Annotated in this window: 24 protein-coding genes; 12 read left to right on the forward strand and 12 right to left on the reverse strand. The window is 44.4% G+C overall.

The genetic code is table 11. The annotated features are described in order from the left end of the window. Positions 1-338 precede the first annotated feature (338 nt). The 3 genes from IEY13_RS29690 to IEY13_RS29700 form a co-directional block, all read right to left on the reverse strand. The gene (locus IEY13_RS29690; RefSeq protein WP_188959409.1) at positions 339-911 is read right to left on the reverse strand and encodes a hypothetical protein; all 573 of its coding nucleotides are present in this window, start codon (positions 909-911) and stop codon (positions 339-341) included. A gap of 37 nt (positions 912-948) precedes the next feature. Then, positions 949-1806, reverse strand: a complete 858-nt coding sequence (locus IEY13_RS29695) for a CPBP family intramembrane glutamic endopeptidase (RefSeq protein WP_188959410.1) — start codon at positions 1804-1806, stop codon at positions 949-951. A 117-nt stretch (positions 1807-1923) separates the two neighbouring features. Then, on the reverse strand, positions 1924-2880 hold the full coding sequence (locus tag IEY13_RS29700; RefSeq protein WP_188959411.1) for a DNA/RNA non-specific endonuclease: 957 nt from the start codon (positions 2878-2880) through the stop codon (positions 1924-1926). Positions 2881-2986: 106 nt separating this feature from the next. Here IEY13_RS29700 and pepT point away from each other — a divergent pair, with 106 nt between their 5' ends. From pepT to IEY13_RS29720, 4 genes are all read left to right on the forward strand, one after another. Then, complete coding sequence (gene pepT / locus IEY13_RS29705) at positions 2987-4231, forward strand: peptidase T (protein ID WP_188959412.1); 1245 nt, start codon at positions 2987-2989, stop codon at positions 4229-4231. A 71-nt stretch (positions 4232-4302) separates the two neighbouring features. Further along, positions 4303-5214: an SPFH domain-containing protein gene (locus IEY13_RS29710; protein ID WP_188959413.1), complete on the forward strand. Its 912-nt coding sequence runs from the start codon at positions 4303-4305 to the stop codon at positions 5212-5214. A gap of 108 nt (positions 5215-5322) precedes the next feature. Next, positions 5323-6015, forward strand: coding sequence for a MotA/TolQ/ExbB proton channel family protein (locus IEY13_RS29715; protein ID WP_188959414.1), 693 nt, complete (start codon positions 5323-5325; stop codon positions 6013-6015). A 48-nt stretch (positions 6016-6063) separates the two neighbouring features. Beyond that, entirely contained in the window at positions 6064-6465 is a 402-nt protein-coding gene (locus IEY13_RS29720; protein ID WP_188959415.1) for an ExbD/TolR family protein, read from the forward strand. Positions 6466-6688: 223 nt separating this feature from the next. On the opposite strand, the gene prmC is transcribed toward IEY13_RS29720, so the two are convergent. After that, positions 6689-7579 (reverse strand): peptide chain release factor N(5)-glutamine methyltransferase, encoded by an 891-nt coding sequence (gene prmC / locus IEY13_RS29725; RefSeq protein WP_188959416.1) that lies wholly within the window; start codon positions 7577-7579, stop codon positions 6689-6691. Between the two features lie 41 nt (positions 7580-7620). Here prmC and ribD point away from each other — a divergent pair, with 41 nt between their 5' ends. After that, positions 7621-8691, forward strand: a complete 1071-nt coding sequence (gene ribD, locus IEY13_RS29730) for a bifunctional diaminohydroxyphosphoribosylaminopyrimidine deaminase/5-amino-6-(5-phosphoribosylamino)uracil reductase RibD (protein WP_262892001.1) — start codon at positions 7621-7623, stop codon at positions 8689-8691. Positions 8692-8713: 22 nt separating this feature from the next. Then, positions 8714-9319 (forward strand): IMPACT family protein, encoded by a 606-nt coding sequence (locus IEY13_RS29735; protein WP_188959418.1) that lies wholly within the window; start codon positions 8714-8716, stop codon positions 9317-9319. A gap of 116 nt (positions 9320-9435) precedes the next feature. Here the strand turns inward: IEY13_RS29735 and IEY13_RS29740 are convergent, their stop codons facing one another. Both IEY13_RS29740 and IEY13_RS29745 read right to left on the reverse strand, forming a co-directional pair. Beyond that, entirely contained in the window at positions 9436-10329 is an 894-nt protein-coding gene (locus IEY13_RS29740) for a 3-hydroxyacyl-CoA dehydrogenase family protein (RefSeq protein WP_188959419.1), read from the reverse strand. Positions 10330-10352: 23 nt separating this feature from the next. Then, positions 10353-10886 (reverse strand): carboxypeptidase-like regulatory domain-containing protein, encoded by a 534-nt coding sequence (locus IEY13_RS29745; RefSeq protein ID WP_229688073.1) that lies wholly within the window; start codon positions 10884-10886, stop codon positions 10353-10355. Between the two features lie 244 nt (positions 10887-11130). Here IEY13_RS29745 and IEY13_RS29750 point away from each other — a divergent pair, with 244 nt between their 5' ends. The 5 genes from IEY13_RS29750 (at position 11131) to IEY13_RS29770 (ending at position 15376) form a co-directional block, all read left to right on the forward strand. Beyond that, positions 11131-12228, forward strand: a complete 1098-nt coding sequence (locus tag IEY13_RS29750) for an Mrp/NBP35 family ATP-binding protein (protein ID WP_229688074.1) — start codon at positions 11131-11133, stop codon at positions 12226-12228. A gap of 229 nt (positions 12229-12457) precedes the next feature. After that, positions 12458-13264 carry an orotidine-5'-phosphate decarboxylase gene (pyrF, locus tag IEY13_RS29755; RefSeq protein WP_188959421.1) on the forward strand — a complete coding sequence of 269 codons (807 nt, stop codon included), beginning with the start codon at positions 12458-12460 and terminating at the stop codon, positions 13262-13264. Positions 13265-13276: 12 nt separating this feature from the next. Beyond that, positions 13277-14461 (forward strand): acyl-CoA dehydrogenase family protein, encoded by a 1185-nt coding sequence (locus tag IEY13_RS29760; RefSeq protein WP_188959422.1) that lies wholly within the window; start codon positions 13277-13279, stop codon positions 14459-14461. A 5-nt stretch (positions 14462-14466) separates the two neighbouring features. After that, the gene (locus IEY13_RS29765) at positions 14467-14973 is read left to right on the forward strand and encodes a shikimate kinase (protein WP_188959423.1); all 507 of its coding nucleotides are present in this window, start codon (positions 14467-14469) and stop codon (positions 14971-14973) included. Next, complete coding sequence (locus IEY13_RS29770) at positions 14966-15376, forward strand: DUF423 domain-containing protein (RefSeq protein ID WP_188959424.1); 411 nt, start codon at positions 14966-14968, stop codon at positions 15374-15376. The genes IEY13_RS29765 and IEY13_RS29770 overlap by 8 nt, the downstream gene beginning before the upstream one ends. Positions 15377-15529: 153 nt before the next feature. Here the strand turns inward: IEY13_RS29770 and IEY13_RS29775 are convergent, their stop codons facing one another. Next, on the reverse strand, positions 15530-15943 hold the full coding sequence (locus tag IEY13_RS29775) for an STAS domain-containing protein (RefSeq protein ID WP_188959425.1): 414 nt from the start codon (positions 15941-15943) through the stop codon (positions 15530-15532). A 106-nt stretch (positions 15944-16049) separates the two neighbouring features. Here IEY13_RS29775 and IEY13_RS29780 point away from each other — a divergent pair, with 106 nt between their 5' ends. Further along, entirely contained in the window at positions 16050-18593 is a 2544-nt protein-coding gene (locus IEY13_RS29780; RefSeq protein WP_188959426.1) for an ATP-dependent Clp protease ATP-binding subunit, read from the forward strand. A gap of 145 nt (positions 18594-18738) precedes the next feature. Here IEY13_RS29780 and IEY13_RS29785 read toward each other — a convergent pair whose 3' ends face one another. From IEY13_RS29785 to IEY13_RS29805, 5 genes are all read right to left on the reverse strand, one after another. Next, positions 18739-18978, reverse strand: a complete 240-nt coding sequence (locus tag IEY13_RS29785; protein WP_188959427.1) for a hypothetical protein — start codon at positions 18976-18978, stop codon at positions 18739-18741. A 176-nt stretch (positions 18979-19154) separates the two neighbouring features. Next, a complete protein-coding gene (locus tag IEY13_RS29790) occupies positions 19155-20585 on the reverse strand; it encodes an APC family permease (protein WP_188959428.1) in 1431 nt (476 codons plus the stop codon). A gap of 236 nt (positions 20586-20821) precedes the next feature. Continuing rightward, a complete protein-coding gene (locus tag IEY13_RS29795) occupies positions 20822-21025 on the reverse strand; it encodes a cold-shock protein (RefSeq protein ID WP_188959429.1) in 204 nt (67 codons plus the stop codon). Positions 21026-21122: 97 nt separating this feature from the next. Beyond that, positions 21123-22028: a hypothetical protein gene (locus tag IEY13_RS29800; RefSeq protein WP_188959430.1), complete on the reverse strand. Its 906-nt coding sequence runs from the start codon at positions 22026-22028 to the stop codon at positions 21123-21125. Positions 22029-22340: 312 nt separating this feature from the next. Continuing rightward, entirely contained in the window at positions 22341-23270 is a 930-nt protein-coding gene (locus tag IEY13_RS29805) for a hypothetical protein (RefSeq protein ID WP_188959431.1), read from the reverse strand. Between the last annotated feature and the right edge of the window lie 185 nt (positions 23271-23455).

Genomic DNA, 23455 nt, shown 5'->3' on the forward strand with positions numbered 1-23455 from the left:
ATGCGGGAGAGTAGGTAGTTGCCATATTTATTTAAACCGCCTTACTGCAAACAGTGAGGCGGTTTTGTTTTGTATATACCTCAGGCAAACACTGCTGAATCCTCCGGTCTTCAACTTCTTTTTCATTGCCTATCTCTCAACAGTTAGTTGTTGAAAGTGCTCTCAGTAACTAATTTACTACGCTGGGGCGGCAACTTTTTACTCCCTGCTTCACCGCTATTAGTCTTGATCCGGAATATTAAGCCACGCTACTCAATCCGGTAGAAACAAAAAGCTGCTCTGGAATGAGCAGCTTTCAGCATTATCAAAGCATAGTGTATACATTTTATCTTATTGCACTATCTGTAAGGCTCATGAATATTCCTTGTATTCCGGCTCATCCACCACCCGGTCCATATTCCTACAAGCGCCCAGCCAATAATAGCATCTTTCAGATCGGCCATTATTCCCGGTGTTTCATACCATATATGCATGGTGTAAGGGGCATTGATAAACACAATTAAACCGGTAAACAAGCTTATGATGAATATTTTGCCAAAGGAGGGCTGACGTAGTTGGCTAAGTATGTAACACAGCAACCAGATCATAACAATATTTGCAGTGAGGCATCTGGCCATGTTGCTGCCCATGTTCACTTTCATGGCCTTATGATAAGATACAATGGCCCAGGGTTTTCCTTCAGAAGATTTCATGGCTGCTTCCCACTGTTCTTTAGTAGCGTGCTCCGGAATAGTGGGTACGGCATACTGACCGTCTTCCGAAAATTGAGTACTTAAATAACTGATAATAGAGTCCTGTTTAGGCGTATACTGCTGGCTGCTTCTATGAAGATCCAACACAGTCCAGGATAAAAACTGCCACAGGAATACGAGGATGCCACCTACGATTCCGCCGATTAGTATTTTTTTCATTGCGCAAGCTTTTAGTTCTTGCCAACAAGGTACTAAATCACTTTAACTTATGCGATCTGCCGCTGTACATATCGCCCACCCAAAAGGTGATGCCTATTATAACAGCAAGCGCCACAACGGAGCCCTCAAACCCGAAGCTGCCGCCGGTTATAAGGTCTGACCCTTCCAGTGATTGCTGTAGCACGCTGTTTACACTAACGCCGGCTACCGAGTAACCGAATAAAGGCCCCTGAACCAGATTCCAGCTGAAATGAAGGAAAATACCAAACCAAAGGTTTTGTGTATGAATATAGTTGATGCCTAATAATAAGCCCAACGCAAATATGGTAACCAGTGGTACAATCCCGATATTAGGATTAGTAAGGTGCAGCAGAGAAAAAATAAGTGCGCTGATAACAAGTGCATAGGTAGGGGGCAGGCTTTGCAGCAGGTTGCGCAGAATGTATCCGCGGAACACAATCTCCTCAACAAAAGCTACCATTACAAAAAATACAATGGCGTAAGCCAGCTGAAGAAAATTAGGCATTACTATACTCAGACTGAGCGTGCCGGTAAGCATTAAGATGAGTGTGCCGGTAGACATAATGTTGATGCCCGCGAAAAAGCCAGTCCATGCGTCTGCCTCATATTCGCCCCATTCAAACCCGATGCTTTTAAACGACCGGCGGTCAACTATGGTACAGAATATAAATGCAGGAATAAGCATAAAGCCGTTGCTGGCCAGGTAAGACAGAATCAGCATCGGAAACTTCTGTGCAGTAGTATCAAACAGTTCCTTAAACGGAATATATTGTTGAGTAGCCGGCAGATGAACCAGGGCGCTGGGAGCAGCAATAATTAACACAAAAATCAAAACTCGCAGCCAACCGTGCTTAATCAGGGGTTTCTTATTCATTCTATATACGGGTTGTGAATTCGCCGCGGTAAGATACAACCAATTATTTAAAACCGCCCTTATTAACGGTAGAAACCGTTTGAAGTTGGCTGCCTGGGCTAAAACTCATATGCTTTTTCAGGGCTTGTATCGCTTGCTTTTTAAGGCGCTGGCAATGGCCGGAGGTATATTAGACAACAGACGTAGCGGAACGCCGTGCAACCGGGCTTCTGCTTCCAATGCATCAATTGTGGTTAAATAGTTTTGCCATTCTTTTTTTCCTGTAGCAGTGGTGCTGTACAGGGTGTTTATATTAGGCATGTTTACAGTAAGCACGGCGGTGTTAGCGTTGATACGGCTTAAATCGTTATTGCCTTTGGGCAATACCAGCACTACCTTCCACACTTTGGCAGGTACGGTTATCCGCCCGCTGTCGAGGGTACTGGCAGTATCGGCTTGATTGGCGCTCAAACCGCCGGAGCCAAAAGAACCCATTATAATATATGCTTCCTGGCTGCTGCCTATCAGCGAAGTGCGTATATAATCCTCAAGTCCTTCCCAGGGACCCTGATTTAGGCTGGACGCCTGCGGTATCATATTGGTCATATAAAAAGTGGAGCCGTTAGCTGTCTGGCTGCTGGTTCTATCGCCCGATGGGCAGTTATGCCCTCTGTCAAATCCTGTAACGCTGCCTTTGTAACTGCCTGCGTTTACCTGATACCAGCCAACAGGCAGGTAAGGATAAGGCCTGAAATTATCCTGCCTGCCGGCGCCGCCTATATCGCCGGATTCCAGATGCCAGCTGGTCCATACGGGAATGCCCCGGCTGCGGCTGTAAGCAGCTATGTAATAAGTCTGATTAAGCAGGTAGTTGTTTTCAAACGTAGAATCTGGCATTGCCATGGTGGGGTTACCGGGTAGCATATTGTTGTTATCCGTCATAGATATGGTATCCTTATAACCCACTCTGGGTGGGTTTAACACAACTGTATCCGGAGTGCCGGGAGGAGAGGTGGATGGGGCTGATTGTTTGGTACAGGAAAACAGTAATAATAAAATGGCTGTGCCTGCGGTTATCGGTATACTTTTAATCATAGGGCGTTTATAAGAAGTAAAAGAATTGCAAATCTCTCTGCAAAGAAATGCAGCAGCCACGGATAATTAAGATTTAAGCAATAATTTGCTGCGTTAAATTTCTGGTATGTTGAAAGAATACTCATTTACGGTTACGGATAGATTTATGCGTTATGTGCAGGTAGATACCCAGAGCGATCCGGTATCGCAGGCGGCACCTACCACAGAAAAGCAAAAGAACCTGGGCAGTATACTGGCAGAAGAACTGAAAGCGATAGGTTTGGCAGATGCACATATGGATGAGTATGGCTATGTATATGCCACTATTCCTTCCAACACCAGCAAACAGGTACCTGTTATCTGTTTCTGTAGTCACGTAGATACAGCACCGGACTGTAGCGGAACCAATGTAAAACCAATACTGCACAAAAACTATAACGGGGGGGATATTGTGCTGCCTGACGATACTACTCAGGTGATAAGCGTAAAAGATTATCCGTACCTGAAAGAACATATTGGTAACGATATTATTACTGCCAGCGGTTTAACGCTGCTGGGTGCAGATGATAAAAGTGGTGTGGCAGAAATTATGGACATGGCCAATTACCTGGTACAGCATCCTGAGGTGAAACACGGGGAGATAAAAATTCTGTTTACTCCTGATGAAGAGGTGGGCAGAGGAACAGCGCATGTAGACCTGAAAAAGCTGGGTGCCGAATTTGCCTATACGCTGGATGGCGGCGAGTTGGGTACGTTTGAAGATGAAACCTTTAGCGCCGATGCCGTAAAAATTACTATTCATGGGGTAATTGCGCATCCGGGTTATGCAAAAGATAAGCTGGTAAACGCACTGAAGATAGCTGGTGAAATACTGGCTGCACTGCCAGGTAGCGAATGGAGCCCCGAAACCACCAACGGCCGGGAAGGCTTTGTACATCCGGTAGCTGTTGGTGGTATTGCTGAAAAAGCAACTATTGATTTTATTATCCGCGACTTTATTACTGATAACCTGCTGAAACACGAAAGCAGATTGAAGCAGCTGGCAGAAGCGGTAATGAAAAAACATCCGCGTGCGCATATGACCTTTGAGGTAAATGAGCAGTACCGCAATATGAAAGAGGTGCTGGTAAATCATCCGCAGGTAGGCGAAAACGCAGAGGAAGCTTATAAAAGAGCAGGACTTACCGTAGTAAAAGAACCTATTCGGGGCGGTACGGATGGTAGCCGTTTAAGCTTTATGGGCTTACCCTGCCCTAATATTTTTACCGGTATGCAGGCTATACATAGCAAACACGAATGGATTGGCGTACGTGATATGCAAAAAGCAGTGGAAGTGCTGGTAAACCTGGTTCAGGTGTGGGAACAACGATAATGCAACGGGGAGGTATTCTACCTGTTTGCCGGAAAATTCTGTATTTTAATACCCTAAAAACCTTTTAAAAAATGGTACCTTATATTATTCTTGCCGTAGCCCTGGTAATTATTTTCAGTGGATTGGTGACTGTTAACCAGGCTACTATTGCAGTTACAACCGTATTTGGTAAGTACAACCGTATTCTTCGTCCGGGATTAAACTTAAAAATACCCTTTATTGAAAACATCTTTCGCCGGGTAAGTATTCAAAACCGCTCTGTAGAGCTGGAGTTTCAGGCGGTAACACAAGACCAGGCCAATGTGTATTTTAAAAGCATGTTGCTGTATGCAGTATTGAATGCAGAAGAAGAAACGATTAAGAAAGTAGCTTTTAAATTCATTAGCGATAAAGACCTGATGCAGGCGTTGGTTAGAACCATTGAGGGCAACATACGCAGTTACGTGGCTACCAAAAAGCAGGCTGAAATTCTGGGTCTGAGAAGAGAGATTGTTGAATCTGTAAAAGCAGAAGTTGACCATGTACTGGAAGAGTGGGGCTATCACCTGATAGACCTGCAGATAAACGATATCACTTTTGATAAAGCGGTAATGGAAAGTATGAGTAAAGTGGTAGCGAGTAATAACCTGAAAGCTGCTGCTGAAAATGAGGGCCAGGCCTTACTGATTACCAAAACCAAAGCGGCCGAAGCGGATGGTAACGCCATTAAAATTGCTGCAGAAGCGGAGCGCGAAGCGGCTAAACTGCGTGGTCAGGGTGTGGCGTTGTTCCGGGAAGAAGTGGCACGGGGTATGAGCCAGGCAGCAGAGCAAATGAAACAGGCTAACCTGGATACCAATGTAATTCTGTTCAGTATGTGGACGGAAGCGGTGAAAAACTTTGCAGAAGCGGGCGATGGTAACATCATTTTCCTGGATGGCAGCCCGAACGGTATGCAGAATAATATGAACCAGATTATAGCCATGATGAAGATGGATAAATAACAAAAGCTGATAAAAGTTGCCAAAATCGACGTGTCTGCGAAATTTATTCACATGTAGAACGTTATTTTGCCAGACACTCTATTTTAGTGCCTATATAAATTCATAAGAATGGGATTATTGTTACAGGTGGATAGCGCCCGGCTGCTGAATGCCGCCGCAGGTGCAGCAGCACAGGCTCCGGAAAAAATTTCATTGCTGGGTTTGCTTTCAAAGGGGGGCTGGATTATGTACCCGCTGTATCTGTTGCTGGCAGCTACCATCTTTGTGTTTTTTGAGAGATTGATTGCTATCCGCAAAGCTTCTAAAATTGATTCCAATTTTATGAGCATTATCCGCGATAATATTATGACCAATAACCTGTCTGCCGCCCGTAACATGGCGCGTAACACAGACAATGCTGTGGCCCGCATTATCGACAAAGGTTTACAGCGTATTGGAAAGCCCATTGACGTAATTGAAAAAAGTATGGACAATGTGGGGCAGCTGGAAATGTACAAAATGGAGCGTAACCTTTCTATCCTGTCACTGGTAGCCGGTATTGCCCCCATGTTTGGCTTTCTGGGTACTATTGTGGGCATGATTCAGTTGTTTTACGAAATCAACAGCACCGGCAACTTTGAACTGAGTGTAATTGCAGGTGGTATTTATGTAAAAATGATTACCTCCGGTACCGGCCTTATTATTGGTTTAATAGCTTATGTATTGCATAACTTCCTGGCTACCCAGGTAGATAAAACTGCCAATAAAATGGAAGCGGCAAGCGCAGAGTTTATGGATATTCTGCAAGAGCCTACCCGCTAGTAACAGGAAGACGTAACAATATTTAAACGACTATCTCTACCAAACAGTATGAATATAAGAAAGCGTAAAAGGGGGCATACGGAAGTGCACACCGGGGCATTAAATGATATCTTATTCATACTGCTATTGTTTTTTCTTATTGTATCTACGCTGGCCAACCCCAATGTTATACGGGTTAATAACCCCAAAGGCCAGAAAGATACAAAAGCAAAACAGAACATTGTGGTTTCTATTGATAAAGAGCAGCGTATTTATCTGGGCCAGGCACAGGTTACAGATATGAGCATGCTGGACTCGTTACTGAAGATGGAAATTTCAAAAGCAAGGCCAGGTGTTGACACGCCTTCAGTGGTTATTAATGCTGATACCATTGCCTACTATGGTGAGGTATTCCGTATTATGCAGGCTGCTAAAAAAGCAGGTGCCAAAGTTGTGGCAAACGTAAAATAATAGTATAGCCATAAGCATACTGATAAGAATGTAGGGGCTGTATCATAGTTTGATACGGCCTCTTTTTATTCGTACCGGCAATGAAAGCAGATTGTCTGTTAAGCAATTCCGAAGCATTGTACAACTTTATTTCGTAGTGCTGTAGCGCAAAGCATAAAATTGTGAAGCAAATACAAGTACCTATAATGGTATGCCGGAACAACAACAGATGAGCAGCGTTACTTTATGCAGGCAATATGGCTTTAATCATCCTGTCTTTCCCTTGCATATCTTTTCTGAGTTCTACGTTTATAAAGCCCTGGCTGATGAGTAAGTCAGTTGTTTCCTTACCAAGCGCTTCATTTATTTCAAAAAACAACATACCTCTGGGGCGCAGGTGTTGCTGTGCAAATTGGGCAATAGTGCGGTAAAACAGCAGAGCATCCGCATCCGGTACAAAAAGGGCCAGATGTGGCTCGTGGTCCAGCACGTTTTCGTGCATATCAGCCTTTTCGCTTTCTTTTATATATGGTGGGTTGCTTACGATAATATCAAAAACGGGCAAATACTGCCATTTCATTTGTTGCAGAATATCCGTTTCGTGAAAAGTAATGGCGGCTTCCAGGGTAGAAGCATTCCGGCGGGCTACGGCCAGGGCGCCGGGCGATACGTCCAGGGCGTGAACGGTTGCCGTGGGCAGTTTCTTTTTCAGCGCAATGGGTATACAACCGCTGCCGGTACCTATGTCAATGATAGTAGTACTTTTTGAGACAGTGGCATCTGTGGTAGCCTGCGTTTGCACACTACGCGCTTCCTGTGCTACCCACTCTACCAGCTCTTCCGTTTCGGGGCGGGGTATCAGCACACTTTCATTTACAAAAAAGGGCATGGCGGCAAACCAGGCTTCCTGTAATACGTATTGCAGGGGAACATGTTGCAGCAATTGCAGGGTGTATAGTGTAAGCTTATTGGCCTGTGCATGGGTTAGCGGCTCATGGCCGCGTACCAGCCGGTCGGTGCGGCTGTAGCCCGTTACAAACGCCATTACCTGGTCTGCAATGTTCGTTGCTTCCCGGTTGTCATACACCTCATATAATTGCATCTGTGTGCGTTTATAGGCCTCCTGAACAGTCATACTGCAATGTTATGCATCATTTAAATTACTTTTGCTGCCAAATGTTCACTCACGAAACATATATGCGGCGCTGCCTGCAGCTTGCACAGCAGGGGGGCGGCAATGTGGCACCCAATCCTATGGTAGGGGCTGTACTGGTACACGAAGGTCGTATTATTGGCGAAGGCTATCACCAGCGATATGGGAAGGCGCATGCAGAAGTAAACTGTATAAACAGCGTACAACCGGCTGATGAAGCGCTTATTTCCTTCAGTACCCTGTATGTTTCGCTGGAACCATGCGCGCACTTTGGCAAAACGCCACCCTGCGCCGATCTGGTAATCCGCCACCGTATTCCGGTGGTGGTAGTGGGCTGCCGCGATCCGTTTAAAGAAGTAAACGGTAAAGGCATTGAAAAATTGCAGCAGGCCGGTATAAAAGTAATTACCGGGGTACTGGAGGCGGAGTGCCTGGCGCTGAACAAACGTTTCTTTACTTTCCACAATCTGCACCGGCCCTATGTTATACTTAAATGGGCTAAAACGGCGGACGATAAAATAGCCGCCGGAGCCGCCGACCGGCTGATGATAAGTAACGGTTACACCAACCGCCTGGTACACAAATGGCGTACAGAAGAAACAGGTATACTGGTGGGTACCAATACTGCCCTGGCCGATAATCCGCTGCTTACCAACCGCCACTGGCAGGGCAAAAATCCGGTACGTATGGTTATTGATAAGGAGCTAAAACTGCCCAACAGCCTCCATTTGCTAAACGGCCCTACCACGGTGGTTTTTAATACCCTGCGCCATAGCGATGATCTGGATGCACGGCTGTTACAGGCAAGGGTGGAGGGCGTATACTATTACAAGGTAAGTACGGATGCAGATATGTTGCATCAGCTACTGCATGCCTGTTATCATTTACAAATACAAAGTGTTTTGGTAGAAGGAGGCGCTTACCTGCAACAAACCATTATTGAAGAAGGCAGCTGGGATGAAGCGCGGGTAATTACCAACGAGCAGCTATGGATTAACGAAGGGCTGGAAGCACCCCGTTTGTTCAACGCCCGGCTTGCTGAAAGTCAGAAACTGCTGAACGACAGAATTGATATTTTTAAACACATTAACTAATTTAAGGAAGAAGCACAGAGGTATGACGGAACCGGACTTTTATCAAACCATAGCCCAACCCACTACAGCGGAGTTTAAAGATAAGGGAAGCCGTTTTCTGGCCTACGCCTTTCCTATAGCTAATGCAGACCAGTTTAAAGAAAAACTGCAACAGCTAAAAAAAGAACATCCCAAAGCCAACCACCATTGTTTTGCCTACCGTTTGGGTATCGATGGCAATAACTTTCGCGCCAGTGATGATGGAGAGCCCGGTAGCAGTGCTGGTAAACCTATTCTGGGCCAGATAGATAGTAAAAAGCTTACGGATGTGGCGGTAGTGGTAGTTCGCTACTTTGGTGGTACTTTATTAGGTGTACCCGGCCTTATTAATGCTTATAAAACAGCAACGGTAATGGCATTGCAGCTTACGCCCACCATACAAAAACCTATTGAGGTGCTGTATGAGCTTCAATTTGATTATACCCGCATGAATGAAGTAATGACGCTGGTAAAACAAATGGATTGCTCTATTGCCAACCAGCAACAGCAACTGTTTATGCTGTTAACTATAGGAGTTCCCAAAGCCCGGCTGGATGAAATGCTGTATCGCCTGAAGGATATGCATTATGTAAGTGTAAGAAAAGTATAACATGCTCCTTTGCAGCTATAACAGCGCGCAAAGGAACATGTTATTACAACTTAGTATGTGTGTAGGAACGGGCTTGCATATTGGCGGTTAAGTGCTACAAAGCCCTCAAAGCACATCTATAAGTTATTAAAGTTTTTGCTAACCACCAGTTCTTTCGAACCTGCCGTATACGTGTAGAATCCTTCGCCACTTTTAACGCCCAGTTTACCGGCAGTAACCATGTTTACCAGCAGCGGACAAGGGGCATACTTAGGATTACCAAAGCCATCCTGCAATACACGTAGTATACTCAGGCATACATCCAGCCCAATAAAATCGGCCAGTTGTAAAGGCCCCATTGGGTGAGCCATACCCAGCTTCATTACCGTATCAATTTCTGCAACACCCGCAACACCTTCGTACAGGCTGCAGATGGCTTCATTAATCATGGGCATTAATATACGGTTGGCAATAAAACCGGGGTAGTCATTTACTACACAAGGCACTTTACCTAAAGTAGTACTTAGTTGTATTATTGTATCTGTAACTGCTTTATCTGTGGCATATCCATTAATAATTTCTACCAGTTTCATTACTGGTACAGGGTTCATAAAGTGCATACCAATTACCTTGTTGGGGCGTTTGGTAGCAGCGGCTATTTTAGTTATAGAAATAGAGGATGTGTTGGTGGCCAGTATAGCATCCGGTGGTGCCAACTCATCCAGCTGTGTAAATATTTTCAGCTTCAGATCCGTATTTTCTGTAGCAGCTTCTACAACCAAATCAACCCCCGCAAGGCCCCCGGCCGTATCGGTATAGGTGGTAATATTACCCAGGGCCTGTTGTTTCTGTTGCTCAGTAACAGTGCCTTTCGCTATTTGTCTGTCAAAATTTTTTTTAATGGTGCCCAGTGCTTTCTCCAGCTGCGCGGCATTTACATCAATCAGGCCAACGGCAAAACCATTTTCTGCAAAAACATGGGCAATACCATTACCCATAGTTCCTGCTCCAATAACAGCCACTTTTTTCATATGCAAGAGTTCTTGTTGAAAGGCTAATATCGCTTTTTCTTAAAGTCGCCGCGCTTCCATGCCTTAATAAATTCGCCCCAGGCAAACGGGTTAAACAAATTGATAGGTGGCTGTTGTCCGTTATAGTAATATTTAGAGGCCTGCTGGCGTAGCTGCATGTTAACGGCTTCTTTACCATCAGCAGGTAAGGTGGCAACCAGAATGCGGCGGGTAGCTTCATCAGTATTTTGCCGCGCGATTTCTAATTGATCGGCAGGTATGTCTGTGTTGGCAAAATCTCTTTCAAACTGTTCACGTGTAGGGCGTGGCTTTAATATGGTAGCAGGCAGGTTTACCGTATCGTTTACCAGTAACTGAAAAACGTAATACTGATTGCCTGACAATGTGTCGGGGATAGAAATGGTTTTATCTTTAAAACCTGTGCTGGAAAAACGGATGTTTTCGCCACGTAAAACCACAATGGAAAACACGCCCTGGTCGTTGGTAAGTGTACCACGTCCGGTACCTTCTATAATTACACTGGCCTGTTGCAGACCACGCAAGCTATCAGCTGACATAAGTACCCCATATAGCTGAACTACAGAGTCTTTGGGTACCATTCTGGATGTCTGGGCGCGGACAGCTGTGTCAGAAACTAAAATTGCTGCCGCACAAAAAAATAAAATCTGTAAAAGTCGCTTCATGCCAAACAGTTAAATATGGTTCAATTATACGTATTTCTAAGTTTCTAAACTAACATAACAAAGTAACCCCCTCAAGGGTTAACTTTGCAAATCAAATTCTTTTTTAACAAAAAAATGGATGATGACAGAAGCGGATATTCTGAAGGCGTTAAGCAATGTACAGGAGCCTGATTTAGGTAAGGATCTTGTTACGTTGAACATGGTGAAAGACGTTGTAATAGAAGGGAATAATGTGTCATTTACCGTAGTGCTTACCACACCGGCATGTCCTATGAAAGACATGATGCAAACGGCTTGTGTAAACGCTATTAAAATTCTGGTAAACAAAGAAGCGGTGGTAACCGTAAACTTTACCGCCAATACCAGCAGCAACCGTAAAGATCCGCAGCAACTGCTGCCGGGTGTTAAAAATATTATAGCCGTAGTAAGTGGTAAAGGTGGGGTAGGTAAAAGCACTGTTGCTGCCAACCTGGCACTGGCTTTACACAAAGGTGGCGCCACTGTAGGCCTGATGGATGCCGATATTTACGGCCCCAGCGTACCTATGATGTTTGGCGTTCGTGGTCAGCGCCCTATGATGCGCGAAGTAGATGGCAAGGGTATTATTGTACCGCTTGAAAAGCATGGAATTAAACTGATGAGCGTAGGCCTGCTGGTGGATGAAAAGAATGCAGTGGTTTGGCGTGGCCCAATGGTGAGCAGCGCTATCCGTCAGTTTGTTACCGATGTGGATTGGGGCGAACTGGATTACCTGGTAATTGATATGCCACCTGGAACTGGTGATATTCACCTTACCTTAATGCAAACCGTTCCTGTTACAGGCGTGGTAATTGTAACTACTCCGCAAAACGTAGCCCTGGCCGATGCTAAAAAAGGCATTGCTATGTTTGGTCAGGCGCAGATTAAAGTTCCTATTGTAGGCCTGGTGGAGAACATGGCTTACTTTACTCCGGAAGAACTGCCCAACAACAAATACTACATCTTTGGTAAAGAAGGTGGTAAAAGGCTGGCAGAAGAATATGAATTATCGTTCCTGGGCCAGATACCACTGGTACAAAGCATTCGCGAGGGTGGTGATGAAGGTATTCCTGCGTTACTTTCCAACGATCCGGTATCTGTAAAAGCTTTTGAAGAGTTTGCAGCACTGGCCGCCAGAAACATTGCTATCCGCAATGCTAACCTGGCGCCTACACAGTTATTGGAATCGCTCGCTTAGTCAGCATTATAATATAATCCGTTTATGATAAACTCAAAGTTGCTTCTTTTGATTGCCGCAATCGCATGCACTATCATGCTGGCATGTACACATAAATCGCATCCGCATGGTATGCCTCCCGGCCAGGCCAAAAAGCTTTCAGGCAGTAAATCTGCAAAGCCATACGCCCCGGGGCAACGAAAGAAGCAACATTAGTACCATCCATATAGCCTTATAACATATCGTAAGAATGAACAAAAAACAGCTGGTAGCGGCCATACAGTCCACCCAATCATTTCTCTGTGTAGGACTGGATACCGATATTTCCAAATTGCCTGCTCACCTTCAAAACCACCCCGATGGTGTGTTTGAGTTCAACAAAGCTATTATTGACGCAACCAAAGACCATTGCGTAAGCTATAAAATAAACACAGCCTTTTATGAGGCTATGGGTTTAAAAGGGTGGGAGGTAATGGAGAGAACCCTGCATTACATACCCGATACTCATTTTACTATTGCCGACGCTAAACGTGGCGATATAGGCAATACCTCAGCACAATACGCACGTACTTTTTTTGAAACACTGCCTTTTGATGCGGTAACCGTAGCGCCTTATATGGGTGAAGACAGTGTACGCCCTTTTCTGGAGTATGAAAACAAGGTAGCCATTGTGCTGGGCCTTACCAGCAACAAGGGCGCGGCAGATTTTGAGCTGCAGCAAACCGGCAGCGAAAAACTGTACGAGAAAGTGTTGCGTACTGTAAGCAGCTGGGGTACATCTGACAATCTTATGTTTGTAGTAGGCGCCACACAGGCCGCCGAACTAGCCAATATCCGAAACATTATTCCCGACCACTTTTTACTGGTACCAGGCGTGGGAGCGCAGGGCGGCAGTTTAAAAGACGTGAGTGCTTATGGAATGAATAACGATTGTGGTTTACTGGTGAACGCCAGCCGCGCCGTTATTTATGCCGGCAGCGGTGAAGACTATGCAACAAAAGCACAGCAGGCCGCAGCGGAATATCAGCAGGAGATGGCGCTATACCTGAAAAAATAAAACCACATAACGATGGCTGCCCGTACAGATCTTTTTCAATCGCCCGATTACTACCAGGTAGACGACCTGTTTACTGAAGAGCAAAAGCTAGTGCGTGATGCTGTGCGCACATATGTTAAAAAGGAAATATCGCCCATTATTGAGGATTATGCTCAAAAGGCTGAGTTTCCGCAACACATAGTGCCGCAACTGGGAGAGCTGGGCTGTTTTGGCCCTACTATTCCACAGCAATACGGCGGTGGGGGATTGGATTATATCAGCTACGGGTTAATGATGCAGGAACTGGAGCGTGGCGATAGCGGTGTACGTTCTACCGCCAGCGTACAAGGTTCACTGGTTATGTTTCCTATTTATGCCTTTGGCAGTGAAGAGCAGAAAAACAGGTATCTGCCCAAACTGGCCTCAGGTGAATGGTTGGGCTGTTTCGGGCTTACTGAGCCTGACCACGGCAGCAACCCCGCCGGCATGGTTACCAGCTTTAAAGAAGCAGGTGACCATATCATACTCAACGGCGCTAAAATGTGGATTAGCAATGCTCCATTTGCACAGGTGGCTGTGGTATGGGCAAAAGATGAGGCAGGAGAGGTAAGGGGAGTAATTGTAGAAAGAGGAATGGAAGGATTCAGCACGCCTGCCACGCATGGCAAGTGGAGCCTGCGCGCCAGCACTACCGGAGAACTGGTGTTTGACAATGTAAAAGTGCCAAAGCTAAACATTTTACCCGGTGTAAAAGGAATGCGCGGCCCTTTAAGCTGCCTTAGCAAAGCCCGTTACGGCATTGCCTGGGGCGCACTGGGCGCAGCCATGGACTGTTACGATACAGCCCTGCGCTATTCTAAAGAAAGGGTTCAGTTTGACAGGGCCATTGGTGGTTTTCAGCTGCAGCAGAAAAAGCTGGCAGAAATGATTACCGAAATAACCAAGGCCCAGTTGCTGGTGTGGCGTTTAGGCAGTTTAATGGATGCAGGCAAAGCAACCCCGGCGCAGGTAAGCATGGCTAAAAGAAACAGTTGTGAAATAGCTACCAACATAGCGCGCAATGCCCGGCAAATGCTGGGCGGTATGGGCATTACCGGCGAATACAGCGTAATGCGCCATATGATGAACCTGGAAAGTGTAATAACCTACGAAGGCACACACGATATACACTTACTGATTACAGGTATGGATGTAACAGGTTTGAATGCGTTTAAATAACAAGGATGAAGCTATTTTTAATTGGAATGATGGGAACGGGTAAAAGCCATTGGGCTAAGTACCTGAGTAAAAAAGTAAAATCAGGTTGTTATGATCTGGATTATCTGGTAGAAACCAGTGAAGAGAAAACAATCACTGAAATTTTTGCCGAAGATGGTGAGGAGTATTTCCGGAAAGCAGAGGCCAAAGTGCTGCGCTGGTTTGCCGAGAAAAAAACATATGTACTGGCAGCAGGTGGCGGAACGCCCTGTTACCACGATAACATGGAATGGATGAATAAGCAGGGCATTACCATCTGGATTGATGAGCCTGTTGAAACCCTGGTGGAGCGTGCGAAACAGCAGATGGAACATCGTCCGGCTATTAAAGGCCTTTCTGATGCTGAAATTACGCAGTTGTTTGAAAAAAGACTGGCCGAAAGGCATCAGTTCTACAGCCAGGCAAAATATCACCTGGCAGGTGCAGACATCACCGAAAAAGCATTTTTAAAAATAGTAAAAGAGCATGCATAAGGCATTTTTCAAGCTTGCAGCCGTTTTAGGGGCATTGGCCGTTATCCTGGGCGCTTTTGGCGCACACGGGCTTAAAAAGGTTGCGCCTGAACAGGCGGTAGCCATATTTGAAACAGGGGTTAAATACCAGTTTTACCAGGTATTTGCCCTGCTGGCAACCGCATTGGCGTGGAGAGAATACCCCAACAAGTGGCTGCAGTATGCCGGAACTGTTTTCGTACTAGGGATTATTTTGTTTAGCGGATCGTTATATGCCCTAACCGCTATTACCGTTTCTGCTCAGTCCTCTGGTAGTTTACCGTCTGTAGCAAAAATCATTGGGCCGGTAACGCCCATTGGAGGATTGTTTTTTATAGCCGGTTGGCTTTTACTGGTAAAGGGTGTAGCAGGTAGCAGTAAATAGTAGGCTGCCGCAGGCAAAAAAGATATTACCGAAAAGGCTCCGCGATGTATTAGTGAATAGACTATTATGTCCGGGGCTTTTTTGATTTTTATATTTCACGGCTGTATTCATACGTTTTTGGTGGTTTTTAGGGTTTATGATGCTAAAAAACGGTTAGTTACGCTCTTTTTCGTGGTGATCGTTAAACAATGGTTCAATATCATCCAGCAGTTCGCGCTCAATTTCTTCCATCTGCACAATATCCCAGGCCTCTGTTTCGGTAGGAGCTGCGTTCAATAATTCCAGAATTTCCAGTTCTTCCAGATAGTCTTCCAATGCTGTATTAAGACAGCAGATTACAAAAGAAACGTTGTTTTCATAGAATTTCTGTTGAAGAGATGCCATTGTTCCTGCAAATTCAGCTTCCATCGTCTTAACTTCACGTAAGTTGAGTACAATGTTCTTTGTGTCTTTTTGCAGGTAAGGTAATAGTAACTGAGTGGCTTCTTCTGCTAAATTGTCATGCAACCCAGGGTTTACAGGCGTTATAACTGTAAATTTTTCCTTGGTATCAATTTTGACCTGCATATTCATATTATTAAATGATTAACACGCCGTGCATAAATGCACATTGTGAAGGCTCAAAAATATTCGTTATAATTGTATCACCGCTAATTAACATAATTATTTTATCATGGATAATAACTTTTCAGCCCAGGTTAAGGAGATCATATCGTTTAGCAGAGAGGAAGCACTTAGGCTGGGGAATGACTTCATCGGCACTGAGCATTTATTATTAGGTTTAATTCGGGAGGGCGAAAATACAGCTATTAAGATATTAAAACAGCTGAATGTAGACTTATACGAACTAAGAAAGGAGGTAGAACTTGCTGTTAAGGACAAAACAGGTAAAAATATTGCCAATATAAACAGCCTTCCGCTTACAAAACAAGCAGAAAAGGTAATACGCGTAACCGTGCTGGAGGCTAAGGCGCTAAAAAGTCCATTAGTTGAGACAGAGCACCTGATGCTTTCCATCCTGAAGAATAAAGAGAACATAGCTACTCAGATTCTGAGCCAGTTTGATGTTGATTATGACATTTTTAAAACTGAATTAGGTATGGTAAGAAGCAACGATCCCCGTAGCGAGTATACGGAAGATAATGAAGACGATTTCGAAGACGAAAAAAGAAGTTTCTCCTCTTCTCAGCAACGCAGCAAACAGGCAGGCAATGTAAAAAGTAAAACGCCTGTGCTGGATAATTTTGGACGCGACATTACCAAGCTGGCCGAAACGGGTGCATTAGACCCCATTGTAGGCCGTGAGGAAGAAATTGAAAGGGTATCACAAATCCTGTCGCGCCGTAAGAAGAACAACCCTATTTTAATTGGTGAGCCTGGTGTGGGTAAAACCGCTATAGTTGAAGGCTTAGCCCTCCGTATTGTTCAGCGCAAGGTTAGCCGCGTGCTGTTTGATAAAAGGGTAATATCGCTTGATCTGGCAGCGCTGGTGGCCGGTACCAAATATCGTGGTCAGTTTGAAGAGCGTATGAAGGCCATTATGAACGAACTGGAAAAAAACAGAGATGTAATCCTGTTCATTGATGAAATTCATACCATTGTTGGGGCAGGTGGTGCCAGCGGCTCACTTGATGCCAGCAACATATTCAAACCAGCTTTAGCCCGTGGCGAACTGCAATGTATTGGTGCCTCTACACTGGATGAGTACCGCATGTACATTGAGAAAGATGGCGCGTTAGACCGTCGCTTTCAGAAAGTACTGGTAGATCCGCCAACAGTGGACGAAACCATCCAGATTTTAACCAATATCAAAAGCAAATACGAAGAGTACCATAACGTAGCTTATAACGAAGAAGCAATTGAAGCATGCGTGAAGCTGAGTGATCGTTATATGACTGACAGACTGTTGCCCGATAAGGCGATTGACGTTATGGATGAAGTGGGCGCCCGCGTTCACCTTAAAAACATCAACGTACCTCAGAACATTCTTGACCTGGAAAAACAGATAGAAGATATCAAGCAGGAAAAGAACAAAGTGGTAAAAAGCCAGCGTTTTGAAGAAGCTGCCGCCCTGCGCGACACTGAAAAACGCCTGGGTGAAGACCTGGAGAAGGCTAAAGCCATTTGGGAAGAGGAAAGCAAACACAAGCGCTACCCTATTGATGAGGAAGCCATTGCCGAAGTGGTGAGCATGATGACGGGGATACCTGTAAAACGCATGGTTCAGGCCGAAAGCGAGAAGCTGCGCAAAATGAGCGATGATATGCGTGGTATGGTAATTGGCCAGGACGAAGCTATTTCTAAAGTAGTAAAAGCCATACAGCGTAACAGGGTTGGTTTGAAAGATCCTAAAAAGCCCATTGGTACCTTTATATTCTTAGGCCCAACCGGTGTTGGTAAAACCGAGCTGGCCCGCTCGCTGGCCCGTTATATGTTTGACTCGGAAGATGCGCTGGTGCGTATTGATATGAGTGAATACATGGAGAAATTTACCGTAAGCCGTTTAATTGGTGCACCTCCCGGATATGTGGGTTACGAAGAAGGTGGACAGCTTACTGAAAAAGTACGCCGTAAGCCGTACAGCGTAATTCTGCTGGATGAAATTGAAAAAGCACACCCGGATATTTACAATATACTGTTGCAGGTGCTTGACGATGGCCAGCTGACAGATGGTTTAGGCCGTAAGGTAGATTTCAAAAACACGCTGATTATTATGACTTCTAACATTGGTGTACGCCAGTTGAAGGAGTTTGGTGATGGTGTTGGTTTTGCTACACAGGCGCGCATTCAAAGCCAGGACGAAAACAACAAAGCGGTAATTGAAAAAGCTTTGAAACGTACCTTCTCTCCTGAGTTCCTGAACCGTATTGACGATGTGGTAATATTCAACTCTTTGAACAAAGAGAACATATTCCAGATTATAGACATACTGATGAAGGGTGTACTGAAACGTTTAGATACCTTAGGCTTTACCCTGGAAATTACTCCGGAAGCCAAAGACTTCATTGCCGATAAAGGTTACGATGTACAGTTTGGTGCACGTCCGCTGCACAGAGCTATTCAGAAATACCTGGAAGATCCATTGGCAGAAGAGATTCTGAACATGAACGTAAAACAGGGCGATGTTCTGATTGCCAACCTGGATAAAGAAAACAACAAGATTGTTTTTGAACTGGGAAGGAAAAAAGAAGAGTCCGAATCAGCCAACGTTAAATAAGCTTTGGTCATAATAAAACAGAAACCCCGCTTGGAAAAGCGGGGTTTTTTTCTTTAATAAACCAACCAATCTATAACTATGAAAAAATCAAAATCAAGTGAAATAAGGTATGGGGGGGATGTATACTAATCTGTTTAATGTCTGTTTAATTCATGCCCATTATAAAGTGAAATGCGGGTAACTCAGTTGCCTGGTACAGCGCAAAGCTTTTTTTACGGTTTGTAATTTTTTTATGTTTGCGCATGTCGAATATTTCGTACGCGTTGCGAAACATAAAAAACGATGATGCAAAAGCAGTTATATCATTAATACGTCTTGCTTCCAGTTCCAGATTTTGCTCGCTGGTTTTGTTGTTGTACTGCACCAGCAATATTTCGTTTGCCATTGTGTTGCCGTTTAATTACAATACAAGATTACACCACATTTGCAGTAAAGGGGGTTTAAAACAACTTAAAAGAATGTTGATATCTAATTAAAACAACATTTAGGCTAAAATAAACAAGCGTGCTAAACCTGATTAGCACGCTTGTTTTGTGCAGTAAATAACTGTATTTGTAATGTTTATGCACTTTCAGCTGCGGCCAGTTGCTTTTTTTTAGCGCCTATCGCCATATAGTAAATGGGGATGCCTGATAAAGTAATAAGCAAGCCGGGCCATGTAAAGCGTGGCTTATAAGCCATCAGCAGTATACAAAACGCAAGGCCCATTACTATGTATACAATAGGTAGTACAGGATAACCGAAGGCTTTATAAGGCCGCTCTGCATCAGGCTTCTTTTTACGCAGTATAAATATGCCTGCAATAGTAAGCATGTAAAACACTACCACTACAAACGATATCATATCCAGCAGGTCGCCATACTTACCGCTTAAACTCCAGCAGCAGGCAAAGGCACATTGTATCCATAAAGCAAAAGCTGGTACTGACTGGCTGTTTAACGTGCCCGCCTTTTTAAAAAACAAACCATCTGCGGCCATAGTATAGTACACACGTGCACCCGCCATAATAAGGCCGTTGTTACAACCAAAGGTGCTTATCATAATCAGTAAAGCCATAATAATAGTACCGCCCTGTGCAAATATTACCTGTGCGGCGGTAACGGCTACACGGTCTTTATCGGCCGTGGCAATTTGTTGTAACGGTAATACTGCGGTATACATAATGTTGGTAAGCAGGTATACAACGGTTACGGTAAGCGTACCTAAAAACAGGCTAAGCCCAATATTGCGTTTGGGGTTTTTTATTTCACCGGCTATAAAGGCCACGTTGTTCCAGGAGTCGCTGCTGAATATACTGCCCACCATGGCGGCAGCAATAGCACCCATGGCAGCAATGGTGGTGTAGCTGCTGAGGCTGCCATCGGGCAGCATTTGGTTAAGGCTAAAGGCGTTTGTCCAGTTGGTTTGCAGCACGCCCTTATTCAGCGCCAGAAAGCCAAATGCAATAAGGCCAAAAATGCTTACCAGCTTGGTAAGCGTAAAAAAGGTTTGCAGGGTTTTACCTGTTTTAACCCCGCGGGTGTTTATCCAGGTAAGTAGTACAATAACACCGATAGAGGTAAGTTGTGCCGCGCTTATTTTAAAGCTACCCGAAGCAAGTAACACATGGTCTTCGCTAAGGGCAGGCACTATATAGGCCGCAAACTTGGCAAAGGCCACGCCTACGGCTGCTATAGTAGCTGTTTGAATAACGGCAAAAAAACTCCAGCCATATAAAAAAGCAGTAAGGGGATTATAGGCTTCTTTCAGGTACACATACTGGCCACCGGCTTTAGGGTACATGCCACTCAGCTCACCATAACTAAGGGCGGCAGTAATAGTCATAAAACCAGTGATAATCCATACCAGCATCAGCCAGCCTGCGCCGCCCACGTTACGGGTAATATCGGCGCTTACAATAAAAATACCCGATCCTATCATGCTGCCGGCTACCAGCATGGTGGCATCTAACAAAGAAAGAGAAGGTTTAAAAGCAGTTTCAGTTTGGTGCATAAGCAGAAATGGTTTGTTACAGTGTTCGATAGCTTGATGTTTAAAACTAATGGCTGTAAGGCAACCATACTACACTGTTTTTCACCCTCATTGGCTTTATTTTAATGAGGGGAGTTTGATGCCGGGAGTTTGCAGTTCTCTGTTTTGATTTTTAAGTTTTGAGTTTTGAATTTAAACAGGGGCAAAAAAAAGCCGCTGCTCAGGAGCAACGGCTTTGTAAAAAGAGGTGTGTTGGTTTATCCTACAACTTTTACGTTGATAGCATTGGGCCCTTTTTTGCCCTGTTCTATATCAAATTCCACAACATCGTTCTGTTTAATCTCGTCAATTAAGCCTTTCTGATGTACAAATGTTTCCTGTGAGGAATCATTATGCTTAATAAACCCGAATCTCTTTTCTTCATTGAAGAACTTTACAGTTCCCTGAATTTTTGTGCTCATACAAAGTATTGTAGTGTATAATGGAGTACAATATACGGTTTAACTGCCGCATAGCTGTAAAAACTAGGGAGCAACTTAAAATTATGACGGTACGGTGTTAGTTCTTCTTCCAGATCAGCTGGCGCATTTCCTTTTCCATCAGCAGCTGGCGGTGGTTTACGGCTGATGTGTAAGTGGTAAGCACCTGCTTAAGCCGGCCTTTTAAAGGCTGGTATTCACGGTGCTGCGCTATAGCATGCACGGGTACAAACGGAATAATGCGATTAGGCAGGTTTTCCAGTTTATCGGCGTAGCGGTTCAGCAGCTTCTTTTTATCGTAGTAATTGCTGGTGTTATTAATGCTGGCCTCAATATGCCGTATGTAGTATTGCGAAAAGTCTTTTTCATTATAGTCCATAGCCACCAGCAAATCAATCAGTGCATCATCAAAACGGGCTTCTATGTAGTTGCGGCGCAGTAATGCTTCCAGGTTGGCCAGCAGGTCTTCCGTATACAAAAAGCGATGCCAGGTAACACGTGTGTTTTTTTCCGGCCTGCATTTTCTTACCAGTGTGTTGGCAATGCGCAGCAGATTTTCATCCTGCACAAACAGGGTAAGTTGTTGCTGCACGGCGCGCCAGCGTGGGCACAGCTGCCGCATGTTTTTATATACAAAGGCGGCTGGTACTTTCATTTGCAGATAGTTACACGAGGGCCATTTGGTAACTATCGTTTTAATAGTACCGGTAATGGTTTCGGTAATATGCTGTAGAAATACGCGTTTTTCGGGAACGTGCTTACGCACAACCATAGCGTATTCATGAATCTGGTCCGATATATTGCTTATCTGTTGCAGGTACAGGTGTACCATAACAGGGGCGGTAAATTTATCTGCCTGGTGGGTGTGCACATGCAATTCCTCCAGCATGCTGGTGCTCATGTTGTTAACATCTATTAAAGTTTGCAGGCCCGGCGTCATTTTTTCCAAGCCCGTAATCCTTACCGCCAAATGTTGTAACCTCATCAATGATGGGTACGTGTTTTCAGTAAATGAATGTTCCATGTTGTGCATAAACAGGTACAAATACGTTTTGGTTACCAATAATAATATTGGGGATACAAGCTGGCTTTTGGAAGGGGAGATTTGGAACAGTAACACCGCTGCTACTGTGACAGGTGGCTAAGTTAGTAGAAAAAATATTCATTTGATGTTTTGTGGATAAGTTATTTATTTAATGTGTAAACAACGGAAATGCCAAAAACAGGAAAATGCCGCTTTTTAACAAAATAAATTATCTGCCAACTGTAGTTTAGTTATCAACGAGTTATAAAAAGTCTACTTGTTTTCCATGCTTTCGCTATGAAAATTAAGTATTTGCATCAGTAACATTTTTACGGGTGGTAAAGAATCACTTTCTTCCGTAGCTACCGAAAAGCAAAAGGCAGGATTAGTGGGGCGCATTTTTTCAATATGGGTATAAAATTGTGCCAACACGTTTTTTTTGCTTTCACTGGAAGCAGCTATTTCCAGGCTTTTTTCTATGTATTGAATGTAATAGCAGATAAAATCATCATCATAGTATTCCCAATGCAGCAATGAATCAATCAGTACCTGATCAAACTGTGTTGCGCGGTCGTGGTAGTGCAGCAGGTTAGAAAGCAGTTCCAGCATGTGGTGGTTATAGGCCAGCCGGCGCCAGCAGATGTTTTTGTGTTGCGAAGGGCGGCACTCTCTTATCACATTCATAGCTACCAGCTTAATATCTGTGTTGCTGGTTTGTTGTATCAGTTGCTGGTGTATGTAATGCCAGTTGCGCCGGTGTTCATGCATTTCCAGGGTTATCAGGTAGTCATGCACCAGACTTTCCAGCGGGTCGTAATTGGGGTAGTACACCGCAATGGTCATGGTTACCACCAACATTTTCTGACAAACCTCATCCAGCATATTGCTGCGTTCTGCATCTCGTTTATGTATCAGGTTACGGTAAGTATGCAGCTGATTAGATACCATGCGCACACCTTCCAGATAATGGTGAAGATGTGCTGCCCGTTCATTATGCTCTGCCTCAGGAATATTTTCTATAGATGTTTTCAGATCGGTAATCAGCTGTTGCACCAATACCTGTGCGTGCCCCATAAGCGGTTGCGAAAACAGCGGCATTCTGTTTTCTACAATGTCCATTGCTAACAGTTTTAAAGCCGTTAGGGCATGCCAGTTCCAGTGCCTGTTGTATTCGTTTTCCATAATTAAAGAAAGCTGGGGCATAGGTCAAAGTTTATAAAAAAGTAATGCTGATGGCTTACAGAGGAGATGGGATAATGGTCAGAAACAATTGTTGCTGCGCTGGCAACAAGATAATAAAGTTTAACATATAAGTGCGCAAATTGTGCGAAAACATCACTTTATCCGGTAAATAGCTTAATACTGCCCGGCAGCTTACTCTGTTGTAT

The organism is Filimonas zeae (genome assembly GCF_014641615.1).
GTDB lineage: Bacteria > Bacteroidota > Bacteroidia > Chitinophagales > Chitinophagaceae > Filimonas > Filimonas zeae.

Bases quoted from the DNA above. Each gene is read 5' to 3' on its own strand.
- IEY13_RS29690 (WP_188959409.1), bottom strand. From the start codon at position 911: ATGAAAAAAATACTAATCGGCGGAATCGTAGGTGGCATCCTCGTATTC.
- IEY13_RS29695 (WP_188959410.1), bottom strand. From the start codon at position 1,806: ATGAATAAGAAACCCCTGATTAAGCACGGTTGGCTGCGAGTTTTGATT.
- IEY13_RS29700 (WP_188959411.1), bottom strand. From the start codon at position 2,880: ATGATTAAAAGTATACCGATAACCGCAGGCACAGCCATTTTATTATTA.
- pepT (WP_188959412.1), top strand. From the start codon at position 2,987: ATGTTGAAAGAATACTCATTTACGGTTACGGATAGATTTATGCGTTAT.
- IEY13_RS29710 (WP_188959413.1), top strand. From the start codon at position 4,303: ATGGTACCTTATATTATTCTTGCCGTAGCCCTGGTAATTATTTTCAGT.
- IEY13_RS29715 (WP_188959414.1), top strand. From the start codon at position 5,323: ATGGGATTATTGTTACAGGTGGATAGCGCCCGGCTGCTGAATGCCGCC.
- IEY13_RS29720 (WP_188959415.1), top strand. From the start codon at position 6,064: ATGAATATAAGAAAGCGTAAAAGGGGGCATACGGAAGTGCACACCGGG.
- prmC (WP_188959416.1), bottom strand. From the start codon at position 7,579: ATGACTGTTCAGGAGGCCTATAAACGCACACAGATGCAATTATATGAG.
- ribD (WP_262892001.1), top strand. From the start codon at position 7,621: ATGTTCACTCACGAAACATATATGCGGCGCTGCCTGCAGCTTGCACAG.
- IEY13_RS29735 (WP_188959418.1), top strand. From the start codon at position 8,714: ATGACGGAACCGGACTTTTATCAAACCATAGCCCAACCCACTACAGCG.
- IEY13_RS29740 (WP_188959419.1), bottom strand. From the start codon at position 10,329: ATGAAAAAAGTGGCTGTTATTGGAGCAGGAACTATGGGTAATGGTATT.
- IEY13_RS29745 (WP_229688073.1), bottom strand. From the start codon at position 10,886: ATGTCAGCTGATAGCTTGCGTGGTCTGCAACAGGCCAGTGTAATTATA.
- IEY13_RS29750 (WP_229688074.1), top strand. From the start codon at position 11,131: ATGATGACAGAAGCGGATATTCTGAAGGCGTTAAGCAATGTACAGGAG.
- pyrF (WP_188959421.1), top strand. From the start codon at position 12,458: ATGAACAAAAAACAGCTGGTAGCGGCCATACAGTCCACCCAATCATTT.
- IEY13_RS29760 (WP_188959422.1), top strand. From the start codon at position 13,277: ATGGCTGCCCGTACAGATCTTTTTCAATCGCCCGATTACTACCAGGTA.
- IEY13_RS29765 (WP_188959423.1), top strand. From the start codon at position 14,467: ATGAAGCTATTTTTAATTGGAATGATGGGAACGGGTAAAAGCCATTGG.
- IEY13_RS29770 (WP_188959424.1), top strand. From the start codon at position 14,966: ATGCATAAGGCATTTTTCAAGCTTGCAGCCGTTTTAGGGGCATTGGCC.
- IEY13_RS29775 (WP_188959425.1), bottom strand. From the start codon at position 15,943: ATGCAGGTCAAAATTGATACCAAGGAAAAATTTACAGTTATAACGCCT.
- IEY13_RS29780 (WP_188959426.1), top strand. From the start codon at position 16,050: ATGGATAATAACTTTTCAGCCCAGGTTAAGGAGATCATATCGTTTAGC.
- IEY13_RS29785 (WP_188959427.1), bottom strand. From the start codon at position 18,978: ATGGCAAACGAAATATTGCTGGTGCAGTACAACAACAAAACCAGCGAG.
- IEY13_RS29790 (WP_188959428.1), bottom strand. From the start codon at position 20,585: ATGCACCAAACTGAAACTGCTTTTAAACCTTCTCTTTCTTTGTTAGAT.
- IEY13_RS29795 (WP_188959429.1), bottom strand. From the start codon at position 21,025: ATGAGCACAAAAATTCAGGGAACTGTAAAGTTCTTCAATGAAGAAAAG.
- IEY13_RS29800 (WP_188959430.1), bottom strand. From the start codon at position 22,028: ATGAGGTTACAACATTTGGCGGTAAGGATTACGGGCTTGGAAAAAATG.
- IEY13_RS29805 (WP_188959431.1), bottom strand. From the start codon at position 23,270: ATGCCCCAGCTTTCTTTAATTATGGAAAACGAATACAACAGGCACTGG.